The 21,123-nt window shown below is 42.2% G+C and carries 14 protein-coding genes; 5 read left to right on the top strand and 9 right to left on the bottom strand.

Going from position 1 to position 21,123, the window contains the following annotated elements; genetic code table 11:
- On the top strand, positions 1 to 9,062 hold a 9,062-nt coding region (locus AACW90_RS21215; RefSeq protein ID WP_390238607.1), incomplete at its 5' end, for a tandem-95 repeat protein.
- 153 nt (positions 9,063 to 9,215) lie between these two features.
- Here the strand turns inward: AACW90_RS21215 and AACW90_RS21210 are convergent.
- A complete protein-coding gene (locus AACW90_RS21210; RefSeq protein ID WP_390238605.1) occupies positions 9,216 to 10,409 on the bottom strand; it encodes a class I SAM-dependent methyltransferase in 1,194 nt (397 codons plus the stop codon).
- 138 nt (positions 10,410 to 10,547) lie between these two features.
- Between AACW90_RS21210 and yccX the strand changes: the two genes are divergently transcribed.
- On the top strand, positions 10,548 to 10,823 hold the full coding sequence (yccX, locus tag AACW90_RS21205) for an acylphosphatase (protein ID WP_390238602.1): 276 nt from the start codon (positions 10,548 to 10,550) through the stop codon (positions 10,821 to 10,823).
- A 22-nt stretch (positions 10,824 to 10,845) separates the two neighbouring features.
- Here the strand turns inward: yccX and AACW90_RS21200 are convergent, their stop codons facing one another.
- The 6 genes from AACW90_RS21200 to AACW90_RS21175 form a co-directional block, all read right to left on the bottom strand.
- Positions 10,846 to 11,175 carry a TusE/DsrC/DsvC family sulfur relay protein gene (locus tag AACW90_RS21200; RefSeq protein WP_390238599.1) on the bottom strand — a complete coding sequence of 110 codons (330 nt, stop codon included), beginning with the start codon at positions 11,173 to 11,175 and terminating at the stop codon, positions 10,846 to 10,848.
- A 100-nt stretch (positions 11,176 to 11,275) separates the two neighbouring features.
- Entirely contained in the window at positions 11,276 to 11,947 is a 672-nt protein-coding gene (locus AACW90_RS21195; protein WP_390238596.1) for a Bax inhibitor-1/YccA family protein, read from the bottom strand.
- A 214-nt stretch (positions 11,948 to 12,161) separates the two neighbouring features.
- Positions 12,162 to 12,911 (bottom strand): amino acid ABC transporter ATP-binding protein, encoded by a 750-nt coding sequence (locus AACW90_RS21190; RefSeq protein ID WP_275136586.1) that lies wholly within the window; start codon positions 12,909 to 12,911, stop codon positions 12,162 to 12,164.
- 21 nt (positions 12,912 to 12,932) lie between these two features.
- Positions 12,933 to 14,030, bottom strand: coding sequence for an amino acid ABC transporter permease (locus tag AACW90_RS21185; RefSeq protein ID WP_390238593.1), 1,098 nt, complete (start codon positions 14,028 to 14,030; stop codon positions 12,933 to 12,935).
- A 1-nt stretch (position 14,031) separates the two neighbouring features.
- Complete coding sequence (locus tag AACW90_RS21180) at positions 14,032 to 15,237, bottom strand: amino acid ABC transporter permease (RefSeq protein WP_390238590.1); 1,206 nt, start codon at positions 15,235 to 15,237, stop codon at positions 14,032 to 14,034.
- Positions 15,238 to 15,315: 78 nt separating this feature from the next.
- Complete coding sequence (locus tag AACW90_RS21175; protein WP_390238587.1) at positions 15,316 to 16,344, bottom strand: amino acid ABC transporter substrate-binding protein; 1,029 nt, start codon at positions 16,342 to 16,344, stop codon at positions 15,316 to 15,318.
- 444 nt (positions 16,345 to 16,788) lie between these two features.
- On the opposite strand from AACW90_RS21175, the gene AACW90_RS21170 reads away from it, so the two are divergent.
- Positions 16,789 to 17,733, top strand: coding sequence for a precorrin-2 dehydrogenase/sirohydrochlorin ferrochelatase family protein (locus AACW90_RS21170; RefSeq protein ID WP_390238584.1), 945 nt, complete (start codon positions 16,789 to 16,791; stop codon positions 17,731 to 17,733).
- A 109-nt stretch (positions 17,734 to 17,842) separates the two neighbouring features.
- Here AACW90_RS21170 and AACW90_RS21165 read toward each other — a convergent pair whose 3' ends face one another.
- Positions 17,843 to 18,325, bottom strand: a complete 483-nt coding sequence (locus AACW90_RS21165; protein ID WP_195703241.1) for a YajQ family cyclic di-GMP-binding protein — start codon at positions 18,323 to 18,325, stop codon at positions 17,843 to 17,845.
- Between the two features lie 3 nt (positions 18,326 to 18,328).
- Positions 18,329 to 19,390 (bottom strand): 3-deoxy-7-phosphoheptulonate synthase, encoded by a 1,062-nt coding sequence (locus AACW90_RS21160; RefSeq protein ID WP_390238581.1) that lies wholly within the window; start codon positions 19,388 to 19,390, stop codon positions 18,329 to 18,331.
- Between the two features lie 208 nt (positions 19,391 to 19,598).
- On the opposite strand from AACW90_RS21160, the gene AACW90_RS21155 reads away from it, so the two are divergent.
- Together AACW90_RS21155 and AACW90_RS21150 are read left to right on the top strand one after the other, a co-directional pair.
- Positions 19,599 to 20,480 (top strand): putative PEP-binding protein, encoded by an 882-nt coding sequence (locus tag AACW90_RS21155; protein ID WP_390238578.1) that lies wholly within the window; start codon positions 19,599 to 19,601, stop codon positions 20,478 to 20,480.
- Between the two features lie 94 nt (positions 20,481 to 20,574).
- Positions 20,575 to 21,051 carry a PaaI family thioesterase gene (locus tag AACW90_RS21150; RefSeq protein WP_275136593.1) on the top strand — a complete coding sequence of 159 codons (477 nt, stop codon included), beginning with the start codon at positions 20,575 to 20,577 and terminating at the stop codon, positions 21,049 to 21,051.
- Positions 21,052 to 21,123 lie beyond the last annotated feature (72 nt).

The following is a 21,123-nucleotide window of genomic DNA, read 5'->3' as shown; positions in this document are numbered from 1 at the left end:
TTGAATCATTAGGCGTTGATGATAAAGCGACAGACAGTTTCACCTATACGGCGAATGATGGCACTGAAGATTCAGAGCCAGTGACCGTAACCATTACTATTAATGGTACTAATGACGGTCCCGTTGCAACCGATGATTTTAACAACACCATCTTCACAGAAACCTTCGAAGAAGGGCATGATATAACCGGTAATTCATGGGGGGTTATCAACAACTATAATGGTTGGGATACGTCAGTTAACGGCGTGGAAATACAGTCTGGTAACGTTGGTGGTTCAACCGCTTCAGAGGGCGAAGCCCATGCAGAGCTTGACGCTCACAACATCGTTACAATGTCTAGAAGTCTAGACACGCCGGACTCTGAATATCAGCTTGTTTTCGATTACAAACCTCGTCCTGGTTCTGAAGCGGATAGTGATATGGAGGTGACTTTTGCAGGGCAAACAGTGCAAGTTCACTCTGATGCTGAGGGTAATCTAAGTTTTGTGTCTGATGATGGTGCTACGGTATCGCTGTCGGCGACGTTAAATAACGGTTGGTCGACAGTTAGTATCACGTTCAATACACCTGCTGACAGTAGTCAATTGAGCTTTACCGGACTCGGTGAGTCAAATAGTCTGGGTGCGTACATTGATAATATTCGTGTTAGTGAAGGGTTCGATACGAATGAAGATAATACGATTTACTTTACAGCGTCTCAATTATTAGCAAATGATAGCGATATCGATGGTGATACTTTGTCTATCGTTGGCGTATCTGATGAAGAAAATGGAAGTGTAACTCCAGTATATACTGATGGTGTCATTACGGGTATCACGTTTAAGCCAGCAAATAATTACTCCGGACCGGCCAGCTTCCAATATACGGTGAGTGATGGTAATGGTGGAACAGACACTGCTACTGTATTCATTAATGTTGCGCCAGTTAACGACGCACCAGTTGCGAATGATGACGGACCAATCCCGGTGATAGAAGATACGCTTGCGAAGGGCAACGTGTTAACAAACGACACCGATGTGGACAATGAACATAGCGATTTGAAGGTAACTGACTTCAGCGTTGACGGCAAGACTGGTACGGCTGGTCAGACGCTGAGTATTGCAGGTGTTGGCGAGTTAACAATCGATGCCGATGGGTCATTCGAGTTTATGCCAGAGCTAAATTATACCGGACCCGTACCGAGCGCGCAGTACACCGTGAGTGACGGTTTGGTCGCAGCTCTGACTCAAGGTACATTGAGTTTTTCTGATGTTTCATCTGTCAACGATGCACCGATTGCGAATGATGCTTCATTCGAAGCCAATACTGGTGAAACATTTATCAATATCAAGCTGGCGGATAAGGCCACTGATGTTGAAGATGATCTTTCTTCTAGTAAAGTGACTACAATTGAAATTACAGATTTGCCTGAAAATGGTGCTTTGTATCAAATTGATGGGGATGGTAAAAAAATAGCGCTTAAAGTGGGTGATGTTGTAACCGACGATACAGAACTGCGCTTTGAAGCTGACTCTGAATTTGAATTAAACACAAGCTTTGATGTACAAAGTGATTTTGTTGGCACATATACGAATGGCCAAGTGACAACTTTCACTACCACATCAGGAACAAGTGCGACAGATGGAATAACGATTTCAGGTGGTACTTTCTCAGGTGAAGCACCGGATACGACAAGTACTTTAACCGAAGCGACACTGAATTATGACGGAAGCGACGGTGAAAAAGGCTTGGGGGTAAATGGCTCAGAAGTTGAAGTGGCAAACCATGAATATATAGCGGTAGATTTTGGTAATAGCCGTTTAGTCCATAGTATTGATGTTGATTTGGGCAGCTTATGGGGCAACTTCACTGATGACCATAAAGCGGATGCTGAAGTGAATGTCATCTTATTGATTAACGGTGAGCAGGTAGGTGAGACGCTCAGCTATGATGAACTGTATAATGGGACGGGAGAAAGTACCCTAACAATAGATAGTGTTTCAGGATTTGATGAAATTCGGATTTATACAACCTCACCAACAGATACCAATTCAAATTTCGTACTGCAAGGCGTCACTATAAATGATGCTGAGTTAGTTGATAGCTTTGACTACAAGGCTATTGATTCAGATAAAGAGGCTTCATTGTTAGACGGTACTATTTACTTGTCAGTTGGTGTTACCAATGATTCACCAGCTGCAGAAAATGACACAATGCGTCTTGATGAAGATGGAGCGGTAAACAACTTTAATGTACTAGGTAATGACAGTGATGCAAATGGTGATGCGTTAAGTGTTACTGGAGCAGAGGCTAGCCATGGTGCAGTGAGCATCAATGCTGATGGGACGATAAACTACACTCCTGAAACGCACTACAGCGGTACAGACACCATTACCTATACAATAAGTGACGGTAATGGCGGATTTGATACAGCTGAGGTTGCGGTGACGATTAACTCCGTTAACGACGCACCAGTTGCGAATGATGACGGACCAATCCCGGTGATAGAAGATACGCTTGCGAAGGGCAACGTGTTAACAAACGACACCGATGTGGACAATGAACATAGTGACTTGAAGGTGACAGCGTTCAGTTTTGACGGTAATGATGGGACGGTTGGTCAGGCGCTGAGTATTGCAGATGTTGGCGAGTTAACAATCTATGCCGATGGGTCATTCGAGTTTATGCCAGAGTTAAATTATACCGGACCCGTCCCGAACGCTATGTATACAGTGAGTGATGGTAAGGATGTTGCTCTGACTCGAGGTACATTGAGTTTTTCTGATGTTTCATCTGTCAACGATGGTCCCGTTGCAACCGACGATTTTAACAACACCATCTTCACAGAAACCTTCGAAGAAGGGCATGATATTACCGGTAATACATGGGGGGTTGTCGACAACTATAATGGTTGGGATACATCAGTTAACGGCGTGGAAATACAGTCTGGTAACGTTGGCGGTTCAACCGCTTCAGAGGGCGAAGCCCATGCAGAGCTTGACGCTCACAACATCGTTACAATGTCTAGAAGTCTAGACACGCCGGACTCTGAATATCAGCTTGTTTTCGATTACAAACCTCGTCCTGGTTCTGAAGCGGATAGTGACATGGAGGTGACTTTTGCAGGGCAAACAGTGCAAATTCACTCTGATGCTGAGGGTAATCTAAGTTTTGTGTCTGATGATGGTGCTACGGTATCGCTGTCGGCGACGTTAAATAACGGTTGGTCGACAGTTAGTATCACGTTCAATACACCTGCTGACAGTAGTCAATTGAGCTTTACCGGACTCGGTGATTCAAATAGTCTGGGTGCGTACATTGATAATATTCGTGTTAGTGAAGGGTTCGATACGAATGAAGATAAAGCGATTGACTTTACAGCGTCTCAATTATTAGCAAATGATAGCGATATCGATGGTGATACTTTGTCTATCGTTGGCGTATCTGATGAAGAAAATGGAAGTGTAACTCTAGTCTATACTGATGATGTCATTACGGGTATCACGTTTGAGCCAGCAAATGATTACTCCGGACCGGCCAGCTTCCAATATACGGTGAGTGATGGTAATGGTGGAACAGACACTGCTACTGTATTCATTAATGTTGCGCCAGCCAACGACGCACCAGTTGCGAATGATGACGGACCAATCCCGGTGATAGAAGATACGCTTGCGACGGGCAACGTGTTAACAAACGACACCGATGTGGACAATGAACATAGTGACTTGAAGGTGACAGCGTTTAGTTTTGACGGTATTGATGGGAAGGTTGGTCAGGCGCTGAGTATTGCAGGTATTGGCGAGTTAACGATAGATGCCGATGGGTTATTCGAGTTTATGCCAGAGTTAAATTATACCGGACCCGTCCCGAGCGCTATGTATACAGTGAGTGATGGTAAGGATGTTGCTCTGACTCAAGGTACATTGAGTTTTTCTGATGTTTCACCCGTCAACGACGCCCCTACTGCGAATGATGCTTCATTCGAAGCCAATACTGGTGAAACATTTATCAATATCAAGCTGGCGGATAAGGCCACTGATGTTGAAGATGATCTTTCTTCTAGTAAAGTGACTACAATTGAAATTACAGATTTGCCTGAAAATGGTGCTTTGTATCAAATTGATGGGGATGGTAAAAAAATAGCGCTTAAAGTGGGTGATGTTGTAACCGACGATACAGAACTGCGCTTTGAAGCTGACTCTGAATTTGAATTAAACACAAGCTTTGATGTACAAAGTGATTTTGTTGGCACATATACGAATGGCCAAGTGACAACTTTCACTACTACATCAGGAACAAGTGCGACAGATGGAATAACGATTTCAGGTGGTACTTTCTCAGGTGAAGCACCGGATACGACAAGTACTTTAACCGAAGCGACACTGAATTATGACGGAAGCGACGGTGAAAAAGGCTTGGGGGTAAATGGCTCAGAAGTTGAAGTGGCAAACCATGAATATATAGCGGTAGATTTTGGTAATAGCCGTTTAGTCCATAGTATTGATGTTGATTTGGGCAGCTTATGGGGCAACTTCACTGATGGCCATAAAGCGGATGCTGAAGTGAATGTCATCTTATTGATTAACGGTGAGCAGGTAGGTGAGACGCTCAGCTATGATGAACTGTATAATGGGACGGGCGAAAGTACCCTAACAATAGATAGTGTTTCAGGATTTGATGAAATTCGGATTTATACAACTTCACCAACAGATACCAATTCAAATTTCGTACTGCAAGGCGTCACTATAAATGATGCTGAGTTAGTTGATAGCTTTGACTACAAGGCTATTGATTCAGATAAAGAGGCTTCATTGTTAGACGGTACTATTTACTTGTCAGTTGGTGTTACCAATGATTCACCAGCTGCAGAAAATGACACAATGCGTCTTGATGAAGATGGAGCGGTAAACAACTTTAATATACTAGGTAATGACAGTGATGCAAATGGTGATGCGTTAAGTGTTACTGGAGCAGAGGCTAGCCATGGTGCAGTGAGCATCAATGCTGATGGGACGATAAACTACACTCCTGAAACGCACTACAACGGTACAGACACCATTACCTATACAATAAGTGACGGTAATGGCGGATTTGATACAGCTGAGGTTGCGGTGACGATTAACTCCGTTAACGACGCACCAGTTGCGAATGATGACGGACCAATCCCGGTGATAGAAGATACGCTTGCGAAGGGCAACGTGTTAACAAACGACACCGATGTGGACAATGAACATAGTGACTTGAAGGTGACAGCGTTCAGTTTTGACGGTGATGTTGGGACGGTTGGTCAAGCTCTGAGCATTGCAGGTATTGGCGAGTTAACGATAGATGCCGATGGGTCATTCGAGTTTATGCCTATGTTAAATTACACCGGACCCGTCCCGAGCGCTATGTATACAGTGAGTGATGGTAAGGATGTTGCTCTGACTCAAGGTACATTGAGTTTTTCTGATGTTTCATCTGTCAACGATGGTCCCGTTGCAACCGACGATTTCAACAACACCATCTTCACAGAAACCTTCGAAGAAGGGCACGAGATCACCGGTAATTCATGGGGGGTTATCGACAACTATAATGGTTGGGATACGTCAGTTAACGGTGTGGAAATACAGTCTGGTAACGTTGGTGGTTCAACCGCTTCAGAGGGCGAATCCCATGCAGAGCTTGACGCTCACAACATCGTTACAATGTCTAGAAGTCTAGACACGCCGGACTCTGAATATCAGCTTGTTTTCGATTACAAACCTCGTCCTGGTTCTGAAGCGGATAGTGATATGGAGGTGACTTTTGCAGGACAAACGGTACAAGTTCACTCTGATGCTCAGGGTAATCTAAGTTTTATTTCTGACGATGGTGCAGAGGTGTCGTTGTCGGCGACGTTAAATAACGGTTGGTCGACAGTTAGTATCACGTTCAATACACCTGCTGACAGTAGTCAATTGAGCTTTACCGGACTCGGTGCGTCAAATAGTCTGGGTGCGTACATTGATAATATTCGTGTTAGTGAAGGGTTCGATACGAATGAAGATAAAGCGATTGACTTTACAGCGTCTCAATTATTAGCAAATGATAGCGATATCGATGGTGATACTTTGTCTATCGTTGGCGTATCTGATGAAGAAAATGGAAGTGTAACTCTAGTCTATACTGATGATGTCATTACGGGTATCACGTTTGAGCCAGCAAATGATTACTCCGGACCGGCCAGCTTCCAATATACGGTGAGTGATGGTAATGGTGGAACAGACACTGCTACTGTATTCATTAATGTTGCGCCAGTCAACGACGCCCCTACAGCACAAGACTTTACTGTGGTAGCGGATGCAGGTAAAGAAATAGCATTTAGCTTCGATGGCGGCCAAAACGGCACACAAAATAACGTTACAGATGCAGAAGATGATAGTACTGGTGGTGATACTCAAGTCATTATCGACTCGGTTCCACAGCACGGCACATTATTCCTAGCAAACAGCGATGTACCTATTACCAAAGAACAACAGATTGATGACATTAGTCAAGTCAGATATGTTGCGAATTCTTCTGAAGATATTCTGGACTCATTGAGCTTCACGGCTTCAGGAGGATTATTATCTCATTTGAATGTTAACGACGGCTCTATGAGCGGGTACGTAGACGGCACGGATACGGTTGTCGAAGCCAACGTACTGATCACTAGCGGCCGACTTGATAAAGAATCTACATCGCTAACCTATGACAGTGGCAATAATGAATCTGGATTTGGTGTTGATAGCGGTGCAGAAGGCGGGAGTAACGAACTTGATGTTCAGGAACCTGAATATATTAAGGTGGATTACAGCGAAAGTGGCGCATTAGTAAATAGCGTCGCCATAGAGTTTGGAAGTTTATGGGGTAACTATGATGAAAGTGACACAAATAATCCGGACAGCAATGATCCTAATGCGCAAATTAATGTAATCGTTACTATGGTCGATGGTGATGGTCATATTGTTACGAGAGTAGAAGATTACAATGACGCCACGAATCAAGACGTGTATACCGGTTCAGGCAACTTTGAAGCGATTATTACAGCGGACAACGGCTATAGCATCCAAAGCCTACAGATATATACGACGAGCAGCACACAGAGTTCAATGAATTCTAATATGCTCGTTAATAGCGTCGAGGTACTGGATGCTCAGGCTAATGAAACTATTGAATATCACGCGATTGATGCGCAAGGACTTGCTGGGAACACTGCCGAAGTAACCTTCGTGGTTAATACGGATCCTACGCTTTATATTGGCGATAACGGAACCAATAATATTGACGGCTCAATTAGCAATGATGTCATAATTGGCGATCTAGGTGGCGTCGAAACTCGTGTTGTGCTTGAGGCAGACGATTACAATATAGCTCTGCTAGTGGATGTATCTGGCAGCATGGGGGAAATTTTCGAGACGGGTTCAATACAATCTAAGCTGTCAGCAGTACAAGACAAACTGACCGATTTGATTGAGTCAATGAAAGATCACCCAGGGGAAATTAATGTCACGCTAATCCCATTTGGGCCTGAGGCAGGATCGCCGGTCGAAGTTACGAATTTAACAGCTAGTAATTTCGCCGCATTTAACATCGCTATTGATGCCCTTACCTCAGGTGGTGGTACCAATTACGTATCTGCCTTCCAGGCTGCCACTAACTACTTCACTGGGTTACCATCTTCTGATGCACAAAACCTGACCTTCTTGTTGAGTGATGGTGAACCAACGATGGTAACACCGGGTGATAACTCTGGCGGAACAACAGAGCCAAGAGATATATCTCAAGCTATAACGGCATTTAGTGCGTTAAGTGCGATTAGTGATGTTAAGGCAATTGGTGTCGGCGATGATATTTCCGTCGAGACGCTTGGCCATTTTGATAATACGGGCACTGCGGATGTAACTCTAGGATTAGGAAATCTTGAATTTTATAACGATAAAGGCGATACCGTTAAAAACGATGGAGACCTTATTAAAGTCGCTGGAAATAAAAAGTCGATAATTTCTGAGGAAATATTCGTTTCAGATAGTGCTGATATTTCGTTTGAATTATCCCATATTACCGGAAACGGTAGCTCTAACTGGGCACTGATAGACTCAAATGATAACGAGGTTAATTCTCAGGCTATTGTGACACCTAATGGTGTTGAGAAAATCAGCATATCCGTAAGTATTCTCGATTTGCCTGTTGGTACTTATAGGCTACGGCTTTCGAATTCTGGTGGTGGTCAAGTTAACCTAGCGAATCTAGCGGTTGTTCTGGCAGGGTTAGGTCTAGTTGACATTGTGAGCGGTAATGACGAATTAGAGCTTGCTTTGAATACGGGTGTAACAGAGTTAACCGAGATTGCAGTTAGTTCGGATACGCTTTACGGCCATGAAGGGAACGACATTATCTTTGGTGATGTGCTAAATACAGACAACTTGGATTGGTCAGGAATAACAGGTGTTGATAAACCTGCAGACGGTTCGGGTATTGAGGCGTTAGAAACGTATCTTGAGGCGAAAAACGGAACAGCACCTACAGAATCTGAGGTTTACGACTTTATTAAAGCGAATGAAGAGTTGTTGTATGTTGACTCTGATCCACGTGGAGATAGCGATACTATTTACGGTGGAGAAGGTGATGATACTCTGTATGGTCAAGGTGGTGCGGACAAGTTATATGGTGAAGAAGGAAATGATACCCTATATGGTGGGAAAGGTGATGACTTCTTAGATGGCGGACTTGGTAACGATATTCTCACCGGAGGTGATGGTGCAGATACTTTCATTTGGTCTACGGACACCATAGATTCAGGCACTGACATTATTACTGACTTCCACCTGAACTCAGATAAAATTGACTTGACTGACCTGCTAGAATCCAACGCCCAAGTGGATAGTATTGATGATATTCTTTCGAGTGTTACTGTTGATGGTGATAATGTTAAAATTCAGTTCAATGAGCAAGGGAGTAGTCAAACGATTGTTCTAGAGCATGGTGTGTCTGCCTTAGAATTGGATAGTTCTTATACTGATGGTTCGACCATTGATTTAACCTCGGAGTTATTGGCTAAAGTATTCACCTACGACGGCTAGATGTTAATATCATGCCAAAGTAAAGAAGGGCTCCTAGGAGCCCTTCTTTTGTATAGGTAATTCAAATCAGGACGTCTTGAACAGTCTGAAGAATCGAATTTATTTTGATGATACAACTAATGTAAATGGTATGATTTTTGGTTATTGTCTAACCTACAACACCTTACAAGCAAATCCTTTCAAGTAAAAACCTTCCGGATAGGCACTATCAATAACGTGATCGGCGGCTTGTTCAAAGCGTTCAATAAATTTAACGCTACGACCAGAATCTACGGCCGCATCTGCGATGACTTTCTGGAAAAGATCGGCGCTCATTAATCCTGAACAAGAATAAGTGAGTAAGGTTCCGCCAGGGTTTAAGATCTGCATCGCTAGCATGTTGATGTCTTTGTAGCCTTTTGCACCTGAGGTTATATTTTGACGGCTGCTTATGAACTTAGGTGGGTCCATAATAACGACATCAAATTTGGTGCCTTGATCCCGGTATTCTCTAAGCAGTTTGAATACATCCGCATTAAGAAACACAGCCCGTTTTTTTGATATATCGAATTGGTTCAATTCTGCGTTTAGCTTGGCGTTATCAAGTGCGGGTTGAGATACGTCAGCATTAATAACACGTTTAGCGCCTGCTTTTAATGCATAAAGGCCAAAGCCACCCGTGTAAGAGAAGCAGTTTAGTACGTCTTTGTCCTTCATATATTTCATTGAACGCTGGCGACTGTCACGCTGGTCTAAGTAAAAACCTGTTTTATGGCCGTTGACGATATCAACGTTTATCTTTATACCGTTTTCTTCGATGACAACCGACTCAGGAGGCGTCTCACCATGCAGTACGCCCATTGTTTCACTCAGACCTTCCTTTTTACGTACTGCAACGTCAGAGCGTTCATAAACGCTACAGTCTGGAAAGCACTCAACTAGGGCTGCAACAAGATGTTTCTTATTGTATTCTGCGCCCGCGCTCAAAAGCTGACAGACAAGGAAATCTTGGTATCTGTCTATTGTTATGCCGGGTAAACCATCGGATTCAGCCGCAATAAGACGGTAACCTGTCAGGCCATCTCTCTCGATGGTGTCTTCTCTCAATAACTGCGCTTGTCGAATTCGTTTAACGAAAAATGCCGTGTCTATCTCTTCCTTTTGAAAGCTCCAGACGCGTGCGCGGATCTGCGATATTGGAGAATAGGCCGCTTTTGCCAACCATTCGCCATTGTGTGCCAACACGTTTACGGTCTCACCAAGCTCAGGCTCTCCTTCGACTTTATGCACACCACGGGAAAAAATCCAAGGATGTTTACGTCTTAAAGATTTGTCTCGACCTTTTTCAAGATAGATTGCAGCTGTCATGGTGTTACCTGAATAGTAATAAGGAGCGGTATTGTGGTGAATTGTAATTAGAAAATCAACAAAGAAACATAGGAATATAATTACAGGTTATTATTAGGACGTTAGAATAGGGTATTCGTTGTCCAAGGAGTGTGTACGATGGCTAAGGTTTGTATGAAATTTATTGTGTCCGGTGTTGTGCAAGGTGTGGGTTTTCGATACCACACGTGCCATGAAGGCAACAAAAGAGGATTAACGGGCTATGCTAAAAACTTGGATAATGGCGATGTGGAAGTGATCGCTTGTGGAGATGAAAGCTCGATAGAATCGTTGCACGACTGGCTGAAAAAAGGGCCGAGAATGTCGATTGTTAATCAGCTTTTGTCACAACAACTCGCGTTTAAGTCGTACAGAGGCTTTAACATTCTGTATTAATACCCGTTAAAGTATTCAATCTCTACAGACATTTGGCTGGTTTTGGTAGGCCAGCTAATTTTGTCGCTTGTTTTGCAGGGCCTTTGCGAAACAGTGTAAATAGGTATTTACTGCTCCCTTTTTCTGGGCCATGTTCTTTAGCCATTGCTTTTACTAGCATTCTAATAGCAGGGGAGGTATTAAACTCTTCATAAAAAGCACGGACAAAAAAAATTATCTCCAGGTGCGCTGCGGTTATTTCTATCCCTTCTTCTTGCGCAAGTACAGTAACCATGCCCTTTTCCCACTCGTCGAAGTTGAGTAGATAGCCTTCCGCATCCGTCTGTATCTGTTTTCCGCTGTATTCAAACATGGTTCTTTCCGATGGCAATTTTTAGCTAAAGATACCGCTTTTTGCGCAAACAAAAAAGCCCAGATAAGTATCTGGGCTTTTATTTTTATCATCTTATCGGTTAGTCATCATTCAAGAAGCCAAGAATGTGAAGCAAACTAACAAATAGGTTCAGAATATTTAAGTACATCGAAATTGTCGCGTTGATGTAGTTTGTTTCTTCACCACGAACGATTCGACCTGTGTCATAAAGAATAAAGCCAGAGAAAACCATGGCAGAGACACTACTAATAACAATATGCATCATCGATGATTGAACAAAGAATATGTTAAGTAATGAGGCGACGATGACAATAATCAACCCTGCCATCAAGAAACTTCTCATGAATGAAAAATCTTTCTTCGATGTGATAGCGTAAGCAGAGAGTCCCATTGTTACCAAACCAGTCATACCTAATGCTTGAGCAATAACGCCCGCACCGTTTGGCATCGCAGCATAGTAATTGAGCATTGGACCTAATGCCGCTCCCATCAAAGTAGTGAAAACAAATGTCCACACAACACCCATTGATGAGTTAATAGCTTTAGGCATAACAAAAAACAGAATACCAATAGCGGCAAGTTGCATACCAAGCGCCATCATTGGAGATATTTGAATCGCCATTGTAACAACTGCTGCAATAGCACTTGTGAATAGCGTCATCGAAAGTAGGAAATAAGTATTACGCAATACTTTGTTCGTTTGAATCGCGCTCGGTTGCGTTGAAGAACGCGACACCAGTGGACTGTTCATAATCTTCCTCAAAAGGTAACTGACTAATTATTTAGTCTATATTTTGGGGTGAAAGTTTCAAAATTCAACCCTTGTTATAAGAGAGTATATAAAAAAACGCAATAAATTATAAAGATACTACCAACCGCAGATGTAACAAATTATTACCGCATCAAAACTATATATACAAGAGGCGGCTATCAGCCGCCTCTTAGGTCATTGTCGCTTACTTTCTCTAGTGACTCAAGATCTGACTTAAGAAGTTTCGAGTACGGTCGGATTCTGGATTCTCAAAGAAATCAATAGGATTGTTTTCCTCTATGATCTCACCAACGTCCATAAAGATAACTCTGTCTGCTACTTCTTTAGCAAACCCCATTTCGTGCGTAACACAAAGCATGGTCATGCCTTCATCTGCAAGTTCAACCATAACATCAAGTACCTCGCGTACCATCTCTGGGTCGAGTGCGGACGTAGGTTCATCAAACAGCATAATTTGTGGGTTCATACACAATGAACGTGCAATCGCCACACGTTGTTGTTGCCCGCCAGAAAGCTGGCCCGGATACTTCTCTGCTTGATCAGGAATCTTAACACGTTCGAGATACTTCATCGCAATCTCTTCCGCTTCAGCCTTGGACATCTTTTTCACCCAAATAGGCGCAAGCGTACAGTTTTCTAAAACCGTAAGATGTGGGAAAAGGTTAAAGTGCTGAAAACACATCCCAACTTCTTTGCGCACGGCTTCGATGTTTTTTAAATCTTCTGTGAGTTCATTACCAGCAACAATAATCTTGCCTTGTTGATGTTCTTCCAAACGGTTGATACAACGAATCATCGTTGACTTACCCGATCCAGACGGACCACAGATGACAATTTTCTCACCTTTCTTAACCTTCAGGTTAATATCTTTAAGTACGTGAAAATCCCCATACCATTTGTTCATCTTCTTTAATTGGATTACATAATCTTCTTGCTGCGTCATAATACGTCCTTGAATCTTTAGCTATCGTTTGTGACCGGTATTGAGTTTGTTCTCTAGATAGATCGAATATCTCGACATACCAAAACAGAATACCCAGAACACTAACGCGACAAATACATAACTTTCTTTTGCAAAGCCCAACCACTCAGGGTCATTGTTGGCCGACTGACCAATGCCCAGAACGTCAAACATACCGATGATAAGTACCAGACTGGTGTCTTTAAACAGACCGATAAAGGTATTTACAATCGAAGGAATAGTGATCTTCAGAGCTTGGGGAAGAATGATTAATCCCACTTTTCTCCAATAACCTAAACCTAATGCGTCGGCTGCTTCATACTGACCTTTCGGTATCGCTTGTAAGCCACCACGAATAACTTCCGCCATATAAGCCGCACTAAACAGAACTACACCGATAAGCGCTCGAATAAGTTTATCTGTTTCTGAACCTTCTGCAAGGAACAAGGGCAGCATAACTGACGCCATAAATAGAACGGTAATTAACGGAACTCCGCGCCACATTTCTATATATACCGTACACATACTGCGTATTATTGGCATATCAGAGCGACGCCCAAGCGCTAATGCAACACCGATAGGTAACGAAACAACGATACCAACGAGTGCAATAATCAACGTAACCAGTAAACCACCCCATTTATGGGTATCAACGACTTCAAGTCCAAAGACACCGCCATAAAGAAGAGCGGCAACAAAAAATGGATAGATGTTTACGAATACTAACCATATCCACGTTCGCTTCGGGGTTCTCTCATAGACTAATAAAGCGATGAAAATAGCCAATGTTGCGTAGAAGATTTGTGGTCGCCAGAGTTCCTCTAGAGGATAAAAACCAAACATGAACTGGTTCCAGCGCACACTAATAAATACCCAACAAGCACCTTCACGGGAGCATGCATCACGGGTTGTGCCGACCCAATCTGCGTTAATAAACGCCCACTGAGCAATCGCCCAAATTAAGTTAAAAGCAATATAACCAAGAACAAAGGTTAATAATGAGTTTACAGGGCCATTAAATAGGTTCTTTCTTGCCCAACCAACGATACCAACAGTATTGGCGGGTGGTGGTAGACTTTCTTGAAATTGATGTATTTTCATTCTATCTCTCCACCAGTGCAACTTTGCGGTTATAAATATTCATCAATGCTGATGTCACCAAACTCAGTGTTAGATAAACCCCCATAGTCATGGCAATGATCTCTATTGCTTGTCCTGTCTGGTTTAGCGTTGTACCTGCAAACACAGAGACTAAATCTGGATAACCGATTGCCATCGCTAAAGAGGAGTTTTTAGTTAGGTTTAAGTATTGGCTTGTTAAAGGTGGAATGATAATTCTTAATGCTTGCGGAATAACCACAAGCTTTAACGTACGGTTGCGTGGTAGGCCAAGCGACATTGCCGCTTCTGTTTGACCATGGCTTACCGCATTAATACCAGAACGCACTATCTCTGCGATAAACGAAGCAGTATAGATACTCAACGCGAAAAGTAGCGCACCAAGTTCCGGAATAATGCTGATACCGCCCTTAAAGTTAAACCCTTTAAGTACTGGGTAATCACCAGAAATAGGAGAACCGGCTAAGAAGTAAACAATCATTGGCAGCACAAGACATAGCGTAATACCAATGCGTACTATTGGTGTTTGTTGTCCTGTGAGCGCTTGTCTGTTTTTGCCCCAAATATTAATGATTATTGTAAATACAATACCAAAAATAAACGATGCAATAACAAAGTTACTGCCACTTTCAAACACAGGAGCAGGGAAAGAGATACCACGTACATTGAGAAATATGGCTTCACCTAAACTTAAGCTTTGTTTTGGTGACGGTAGTGCTTGAAGTACGGCGAAATACCAGAAAAATATCTGTAATAACAGAGGGATATTTCGAAAAGTTTCAATATAAACTGCAGCCATTTTACTGACTAACCAATTCGACGATAACCGAGCTATACCAACGGTAAAGCCAAGTACTGTTGCAAACGCAATACCAAGTACCGAGACTAATGCGGTATTTAGTAATCCGACAATGAATGTACGCCCATAAGAGAACGTTTCATTGTATTCGACGAGCGTCAGACCAATCCCAAAGCCTGCTTCTTGACTTAAGAAACCGAAACCTGTGGCGATGCCACGAGCGTCTAGGTTGGTGAGTGTATTATTTACAATGGTATAAAAGAAATATACGAGAGCAGCGACCGCTATAATCTGAAAAACGATAGAACGAAAGGTGGGATTATACAGCAGGTTTGAGCTTTTGGCTGCCGGGGCGTCCGAGTCCTGCGCTATTGTATTGGTAGGTTTCATACAGCTATAACCTCTAAATCCAAATAACAAAGGGCGGCCGGAACCGCCCTAATTCAATTACTAACTCAAATAAGTGAATTAACGGATTGGTGGAGCATACATAAAGCCACCCGCGTTCCAAAGTGCATTGACACCACGAGCGATCTGCAACGGTGATCCTTTACCAACAGTACGTTCGAAACTTTCACCGTAGTTACCGACTTGCTTAACGACTTGATAACCCCAATCGTCAGGAATACCAAGGCCTTTACCTTTAGGACCATCTACGCCAAGAATACGCTTAACATTTGGATCGGAAGATTTAAGCATATCGTCAGCGTTTGCCGATGTGATGCCATACTCTTCGGCGTTGATCATCGCATTCAGTGTCCACTTAGCGATGTTCAACCATTGGTCATCGCCTTGGCGAACAACGGGACCTAGAGGTTCTTTAGAAATGATTTCTGGTAAAACTTGAGCGCTGCTTGCGTCTTTAAGGTTCAAGCGAAGGGCATAAAGACCAGATTGGTCAGTTGTCAATACATCACAGCGACCAGAGTCAAAACCAGCGGATGTTTGAGCCGCTGTATCGAATACTACAGGCTTGTAAGACATGCCTTTATTACGGAAATAGTCAGCAAGGTTAAGTTCTGTTGTTGTACCAGACTGAACACAAACTGATGCACCGTCTAATTCTTCAGCACTTGTTAGACCAAGTTCTTTCTTAACCATGAAACCTTGACCATCGTAATAGTTTACGCCGGCAAAGTTTAAGCCTAGAGCGGTGTCACGATGCAGTGTCCACGTTGTATTACGACTTAGGACATCGATTTCACCTGATTGAAGTGCAGTGAATCGTTCTTTTGCAGTTAAAGGTACATATTTAACCTTTGTTTTGTCACCTAGAACGGCTGCTGCAATAGCTTGACAATATTCAACATCGATACCTTCCCATTCGCCTTTTGAGTTAGGGTTAGAGAATCCTGGTAATCCTGTTGAAACGCCGCAACTAACAAAACCCTGAGCTTTCACTTTTTCTAGAGTACTTTCTGCTGCTGAAGCTGAATTTGCTATCAAAGCAGTAGAAGCTGCTACCACTGAAGCAATAATCGTAAGTTTATTCGCCATTTGTATCCTTCCTGTATAATCCATGTTGAACTAGGTGACACCTGTTGCCGTGTCTTTATATGTTGTCTGTTGTATATTGTCTTTTTGCAAAATGCGTTTAGAACAATGTTTACATTTGTGCGTAAAGTTTTAATTCTATTAATTAATGTTGTAAAAAGTGTAGTCTATAAAAATTTAATTAACTTCACGTTGTTTAGAATGACGAAATGTTGCGTGTTTGTAAATAGTGCAACAGTGCACAAGTTTGGTGATTTAGAGTGATTTGTAGTAAAAAAGACGTGCTACTGAGTTAATGTGCTGTAAAGCAGCTATAATTAAGTGTAATAATCTGGTATGACGTGTAAATTTAACAGTAAATAGTTATAATTGTGTATAATTTGTTAACTAAATGCACTAAGTTGGGGACGTGTACCACTTTAGTGCTATGTATTAAATAGGAATAACATGCAGTACTTTCCACTATTTTTAGATTTGAACAACAAGCCAGTATTGGTTGTAGGCGGGGGGGAAGTGGCTAGCCGAAAAATAGAGTCCCTATTACGAGCAAACGCAAAGGTCACCATTGTCTCACCTGTATTGACTGATTATTTGCAAGAATGTGTTGAAGAAGGTCGTTTAACTTGGGAGTGTTCTCAATATCGAGATAGTTTCATTACGAGTTACATACAAGTGTGGGCTACAACGAATGATGCTGAACTGAATCATCAAATACATAAAGATGCAAAAAAACGTAATATATTAGTCAACGTGGTTGACGATAAACCCTACTGTGATTTCATTACACCGTCGATGATTAACCGTGGCAAAGTTCAGATAGCAATATCCAGTGGAGGGGGTTCTCCGGTATTGGTGCGAAACATACGAGAGAAAATTGAACGGGTACTTTCTCACAATACAGGTTTATTAGTGGAGTTTGCCGCAGCGAAAAGAAGGGATATCAAAAATGTCTATAAATCAGTCGATGAACGCCGTCGGTTTTGGGAGCGGTTTTTCGCTGATTCAAAAATTGAACTCATTGATAATATGGCAGAACTTGAGTCTCTGTACCAATTCCATTTATTCAACGAAGCTGGTGTTACGCTGTCACAGTGTTGGATCGAATTTGGTCGAGATGTTGAGCTTATCTCTATCAAAACATTACGAATAATGCAGGAAAGTGAGAGAGTATTCTACCCAGAAGGCTGTCCATTCTCATTCATTGATTTATGCCGTAGAGACGCAGAAAGAACCTGTTATCAAAGCCATGCACATTTGGTCCAATTGTTAAAAGAAAACAGTCGAGTGCGAACAAGCCGGACGTGCATATTTATGCCTAAAGGAATTTCTGAAACGAATACGCCACTTAAAGAGCTGATTGCGTCCGACAAGGTTTTGAGGATCATTGAGTAGCAAAGCGGTTACCCCATTCAATCAAATTTGCAGAAATACACTGCAAACAACAAAGCCCCTAGCATCAATCAGATAATAGGGGCTTTGCGGTTAACCAAATTTTTAGTATTTAGTCTCTAAAATTATCGAACTGGAAAGGTTGTCCCAGATCAGATTCTCTCACTAACGCCATCGCGTTTTGTAAATCATCACGTTTTTTTCCGGTGACACGAATTTTTTCACCTTGAATAGAGGCTTGAACTTTTATCTTCGCATCTTTGATCGCTTTAACGACTTTCTTCGCAACTAAGACCTCAACACCTTGCTTAAATTGTACATCTTGAGACCAGTTTTTACCTGAATGAACGGCTGTATTGGTTTCCATAGATTCGGCATCAACACCACGCTTGGCCAGGTTCCCGCGTAGAATATCCATCATCTGTCTTAGCTGAAAATCATCTTGTGCCGCGAGTTTTACCACGTCATCTTTTAAGGTGTAGCTTGCTTCCACATTTCGAAAGTCAAAACGCGTCGTTAATTCACGATTGGAATTGTCCACAGCGTTATGTAGTTCTACTGAATCTACTTCTGAAATAATATCGAACGAAGGCATCAATTATTCTCCTAAATTTCTATCTTTAATCGCTAAAGAAAGCATATCTAACATCTTTTCGGTGTCTTCCCAACCCAAGCATGGGTCGGTAATAGATTTGCCATAAGTTAAGTTATCAAGGTCGGTCATCGATTGATTACCTTCCTCTATAAAGCTTTCTGCCATAATACCGGCAATGAATGTACTGCCAGAACGGATCTGTTGACAAATATCCTCAGCAACGTCTAACTGTTTTCGGTGCATTTTTTGACAGTTCGCATGGCTAAAGTCGACAACTAACCTTTGTGGTAGTTCAACGTCGCCAAGTTTGCTGCATGCTTCTTCTATCGACGTTGAGTCGAAATTAGGGCCATTGTCGCCCCCCCTCAAAATGACATGTCCGAATGGGTTTCCGCTGGTGCGATATACCGTCATTCGACCATTTTTATCTGGAGAGTAAAAATAGTGTCTGGCTCTAGCCGCTCTAATAGCATCGATCGCTATTTTAGTATTACCATTTGTTCCGTTTTTAAATCCAACGGGACAAGAGAGCGCAGATGCCATTTCTCTATGTATTTGAGACTCAGTGGTGCGAGCGCCGATCGCTCCCCAAGTAATCAAGTCAGCGATATATTGCCCTGTAATCATATCCAAAAATTCGGTTGCGGTTGCTAGACCAAGCTTGTTTATATCTAGAAGTAGTTTGCGTGCTTTTTCTAAGCCAGCTTCGAGCGCATAAGAACCATCGAGATTGGGGTCCGTGATCAACCCCTTCCAGCCAACTATAGTACGTGGCTTTTCAAAATAGGTACGCATAACAATAAATAGCTGGTCTTTATATTGGTCTTGAACACGGCTCAGTCGCTCAGCATAGTCAATAGCTGCGTCGGTGTCGTGAACTGAGCAAGGACCCACGATCACTAAAAGGCGATTATCTACACCTGTCAGAATATTTTCAATTTGTCTGCGAGAGAGAGCAATTCGTTCTGCGACATCATCGGTAAGAGGGTGCGATTTAACAAGTTCAGCAGGTGTTGGCATTGGCCCAAGGGCCTGTGTTCTTAGTTCGTCTGTTTTAAGTGGCATCTTCGAGGCAGTTTTGTAATTGCGAAGCGGTAAAGATAACGGAAATATTGATAGGAATAAACTGCCAATATAAGTCGATAAGCAAAAAGAGGGTGAAAAGGTCATAAATATTCAGTTTAATTAGAATTATCGTCACTTTTCGCTTGAGTTAAGCGTAGTTGGATTGTATTTTCGTTAGCATAGTAATTGAATATCTAACGGAGTAGTAATGAGTAACGCAGCTCAAGGTGTCATTCTTTCAGAAATTGAAGTCGTTAACGCGCTTCCTTCTTACATTGAGCAGACTGAGTCTGATCAGTTATATGTGTCATTAGCCGATTTGATTATGGAAAAGGTTTTTTATCACCCATCTATCGATCAGGCATCGTTGTCTGAAACGGACGCGGCAACCTTACAAGCGATACTTAACGGTCAGACTGTTGCGGAACATTTTGTTTCAACACTGTACTCTGCCATTAGAGACTCGATTACACCAAGCCACAAAATTATCCGCGTTTGCCTGAGTAACAGCGACAGTTATGCCTTTAATGCATTGTTGGGTGGGCAATGTGAAACCAACGAAGTAAACCCTGCAATGGGGCTTCGTGGTGTAGGTCGTTACGCATCGGAGTTATATGGTTCATCGTTCGCGTTAGAATGCCAAATAGTGAAACAACTTCGTGCTGAAGGACTGAATATCGAGGTTGTTGTGCCATTTGTTAGAACCTTGAGCGATGCCGCAACGATTATCGATAAACTTGCGGAACAAGGATTACCTAGAGGTTTAAATGGTCTCAAACTACTTTATTCTTGTGACGTACCATCGTCTATCCTTCTTGCTGAAAAAATACTGCAATATTTTGATGGTGTGGTTATAAATGTCGAAAATCTCGCTCAATTTACACTTGGTATTGATAATAAAAATGAGGCGTTAGAGCATAGCTTTGACATTCAAAGTGAAGCGGTATCTATTCTTATTGTTCAGATGGTTAAGCTTGTAAATAAAGCCAAGAAGCCGTATTTGGTTTTATGCCCCGCGTTAGCATCAACCCCTATTTTGCAAGAAACACTAATAGAACTTAAGAACATGAAAGTGGTTGTTACAAGCTAATACCCAATGTAGTTATCATTTTATTAACATTAATTTGACATTTATAGAGGCGCCCGATTAACTGGTCCAATCAGTTAATCAATACGGCGCCTTTATGTTATCTCCTCTAGCGAAAGCAAATCTTTACCTTAATCTCTTCGCCTTTACCAAAGTTCCTTTAATTTGGATATGTAGACCTAAGATACTCGAAATGGATGAAGAGAAAGTCATTGTTAAAATCCCATTAAGACGTAAAACAAAAAATCATTTAAATAGCATGTATTTCGGCGTATTAGCCGTTGGTGCTGACGTTGCGGGTGGTTTTCTCGCAATGAGTAAGGCACAAGAGAGTGGAAAAAAAATCTCGTTGGCTTTTAAAGAGGTAGAAGGTCAGTTTCTAAAACGACCAGAAGCGGATGTTATTTTTACATGTGAAGACGGAAAGTTAATCGATGACATGTTAGACGAGGCAATTAGTACTGGTGAGAGGGTCAATAAGTCAGTGAAAATTGTCGCTACGTGCCCATCAATTGGTGGTAATGACCCGATGGCTATTTTTAGTCTGACCTTGTCTATAAAAGTGGTGGGGTAGCGTTGAGAGCGAAATTTATTTTGATTACGGATGGGTAAAATCGATATTAGATTTTAATAACAACAGAAAGTT

Origin of the sequence: Vibrio frigidus (assembly GCF_042465995.1) — a bacterium.
Lineage (GTDB): Bacteria > Pseudomonadota > Gammaproteobacteria > Enterobacterales > Vibrionaceae > Vibrio.
Note: the sequence above shows the minus strand (reverse complement) of the source record. Positions and strands in the feature narration are given on the sequence as shown.

Excerpts from the sequence above, each read along its gene's own strand:
- AACW90_RS21210 (WP_390238605.1), bottom strand. The coding sequence starts at position 10,409 with ATGACAGCTGCAATCTATCTTGAAAAAGGTCGAGACAAATCTTTAAGA.
- yccX (WP_390238602.1), top strand. The coding sequence starts at position 10,548 with ATGGCTAAGGTTTGTATGAAATTTATTGTGTCCGGTGTTGTGCAAGGT.
- AACW90_RS21200 (WP_390238599.1), bottom strand. The coding sequence starts at position 11,175 with ATGTTTGAATACAGCGGAAAACAGATACAGACGGATGCGGAAGGCTAT.
- AACW90_RS21195 (WP_390238596.1), bottom strand. The coding sequence starts at position 11,947 with ATGAACAGTCCACTGGTGTCGCGTTCTTCAACGCAACCGAGCGCGATT.
- AACW90_RS21190 (WP_275136586.1), bottom strand. The coding sequence starts at position 12,911 with ATGACGCAGCAAGAAGATTATGTAATCCAATTAAAGAAGATGAACAAA.
- AACW90_RS21185 (WP_390238593.1), bottom strand. The coding sequence starts at position 14,030 with ATGAAAATACATCAATTTCAAGAAAGTCTACCACCACCCGCCAATACT.
- AACW90_RS21180 (WP_390238590.1), bottom strand. The coding sequence starts at position 15,237 with ATGAAACCTACCAATACAATAGCGCAGGACTCGGACGCCCCGGCAGCC.
- AACW90_RS21175 (WP_390238587.1), bottom strand. The coding sequence starts at position 16,344 with ATGGCGAATAAACTTACGATTATTGCTTCAGTGGTAGCAGCTTCTACT.
- AACW90_RS21170 (WP_390238584.1), top strand. The coding sequence starts at position 16,789 with ATGCAGTACTTTCCACTATTTTTAGATTTGAACAACAAGCCAGTATTG.
- AACW90_RS21165 (WP_195703241.1), bottom strand. The coding sequence starts at position 18,325 with ATGCCTTCGTTCGATATTATTTCAGAAGTAGATTCAGTAGAACTACAT.
- AACW90_RS21160 (WP_390238581.1), bottom strand. The coding sequence starts at position 19,390 with ATGCCACTTAAAACAGACGAACTAAGAACACAGGCCCTTGGGCCAATG.
- AACW90_RS21155 (WP_390238578.1), top strand. The coding sequence starts at position 19,599 with ATGAGTAACGCAGCTCAAGGTGTCATTCTTTCAGAAATTGAAGTCGTT.
- AACW90_RS21150 (WP_275136593.1), top strand. The coding sequence starts at position 20,575 with ATGTTATCTCCTCTAGCGAAAGCAAATCTTTACCTTAATCTCTTCGCC.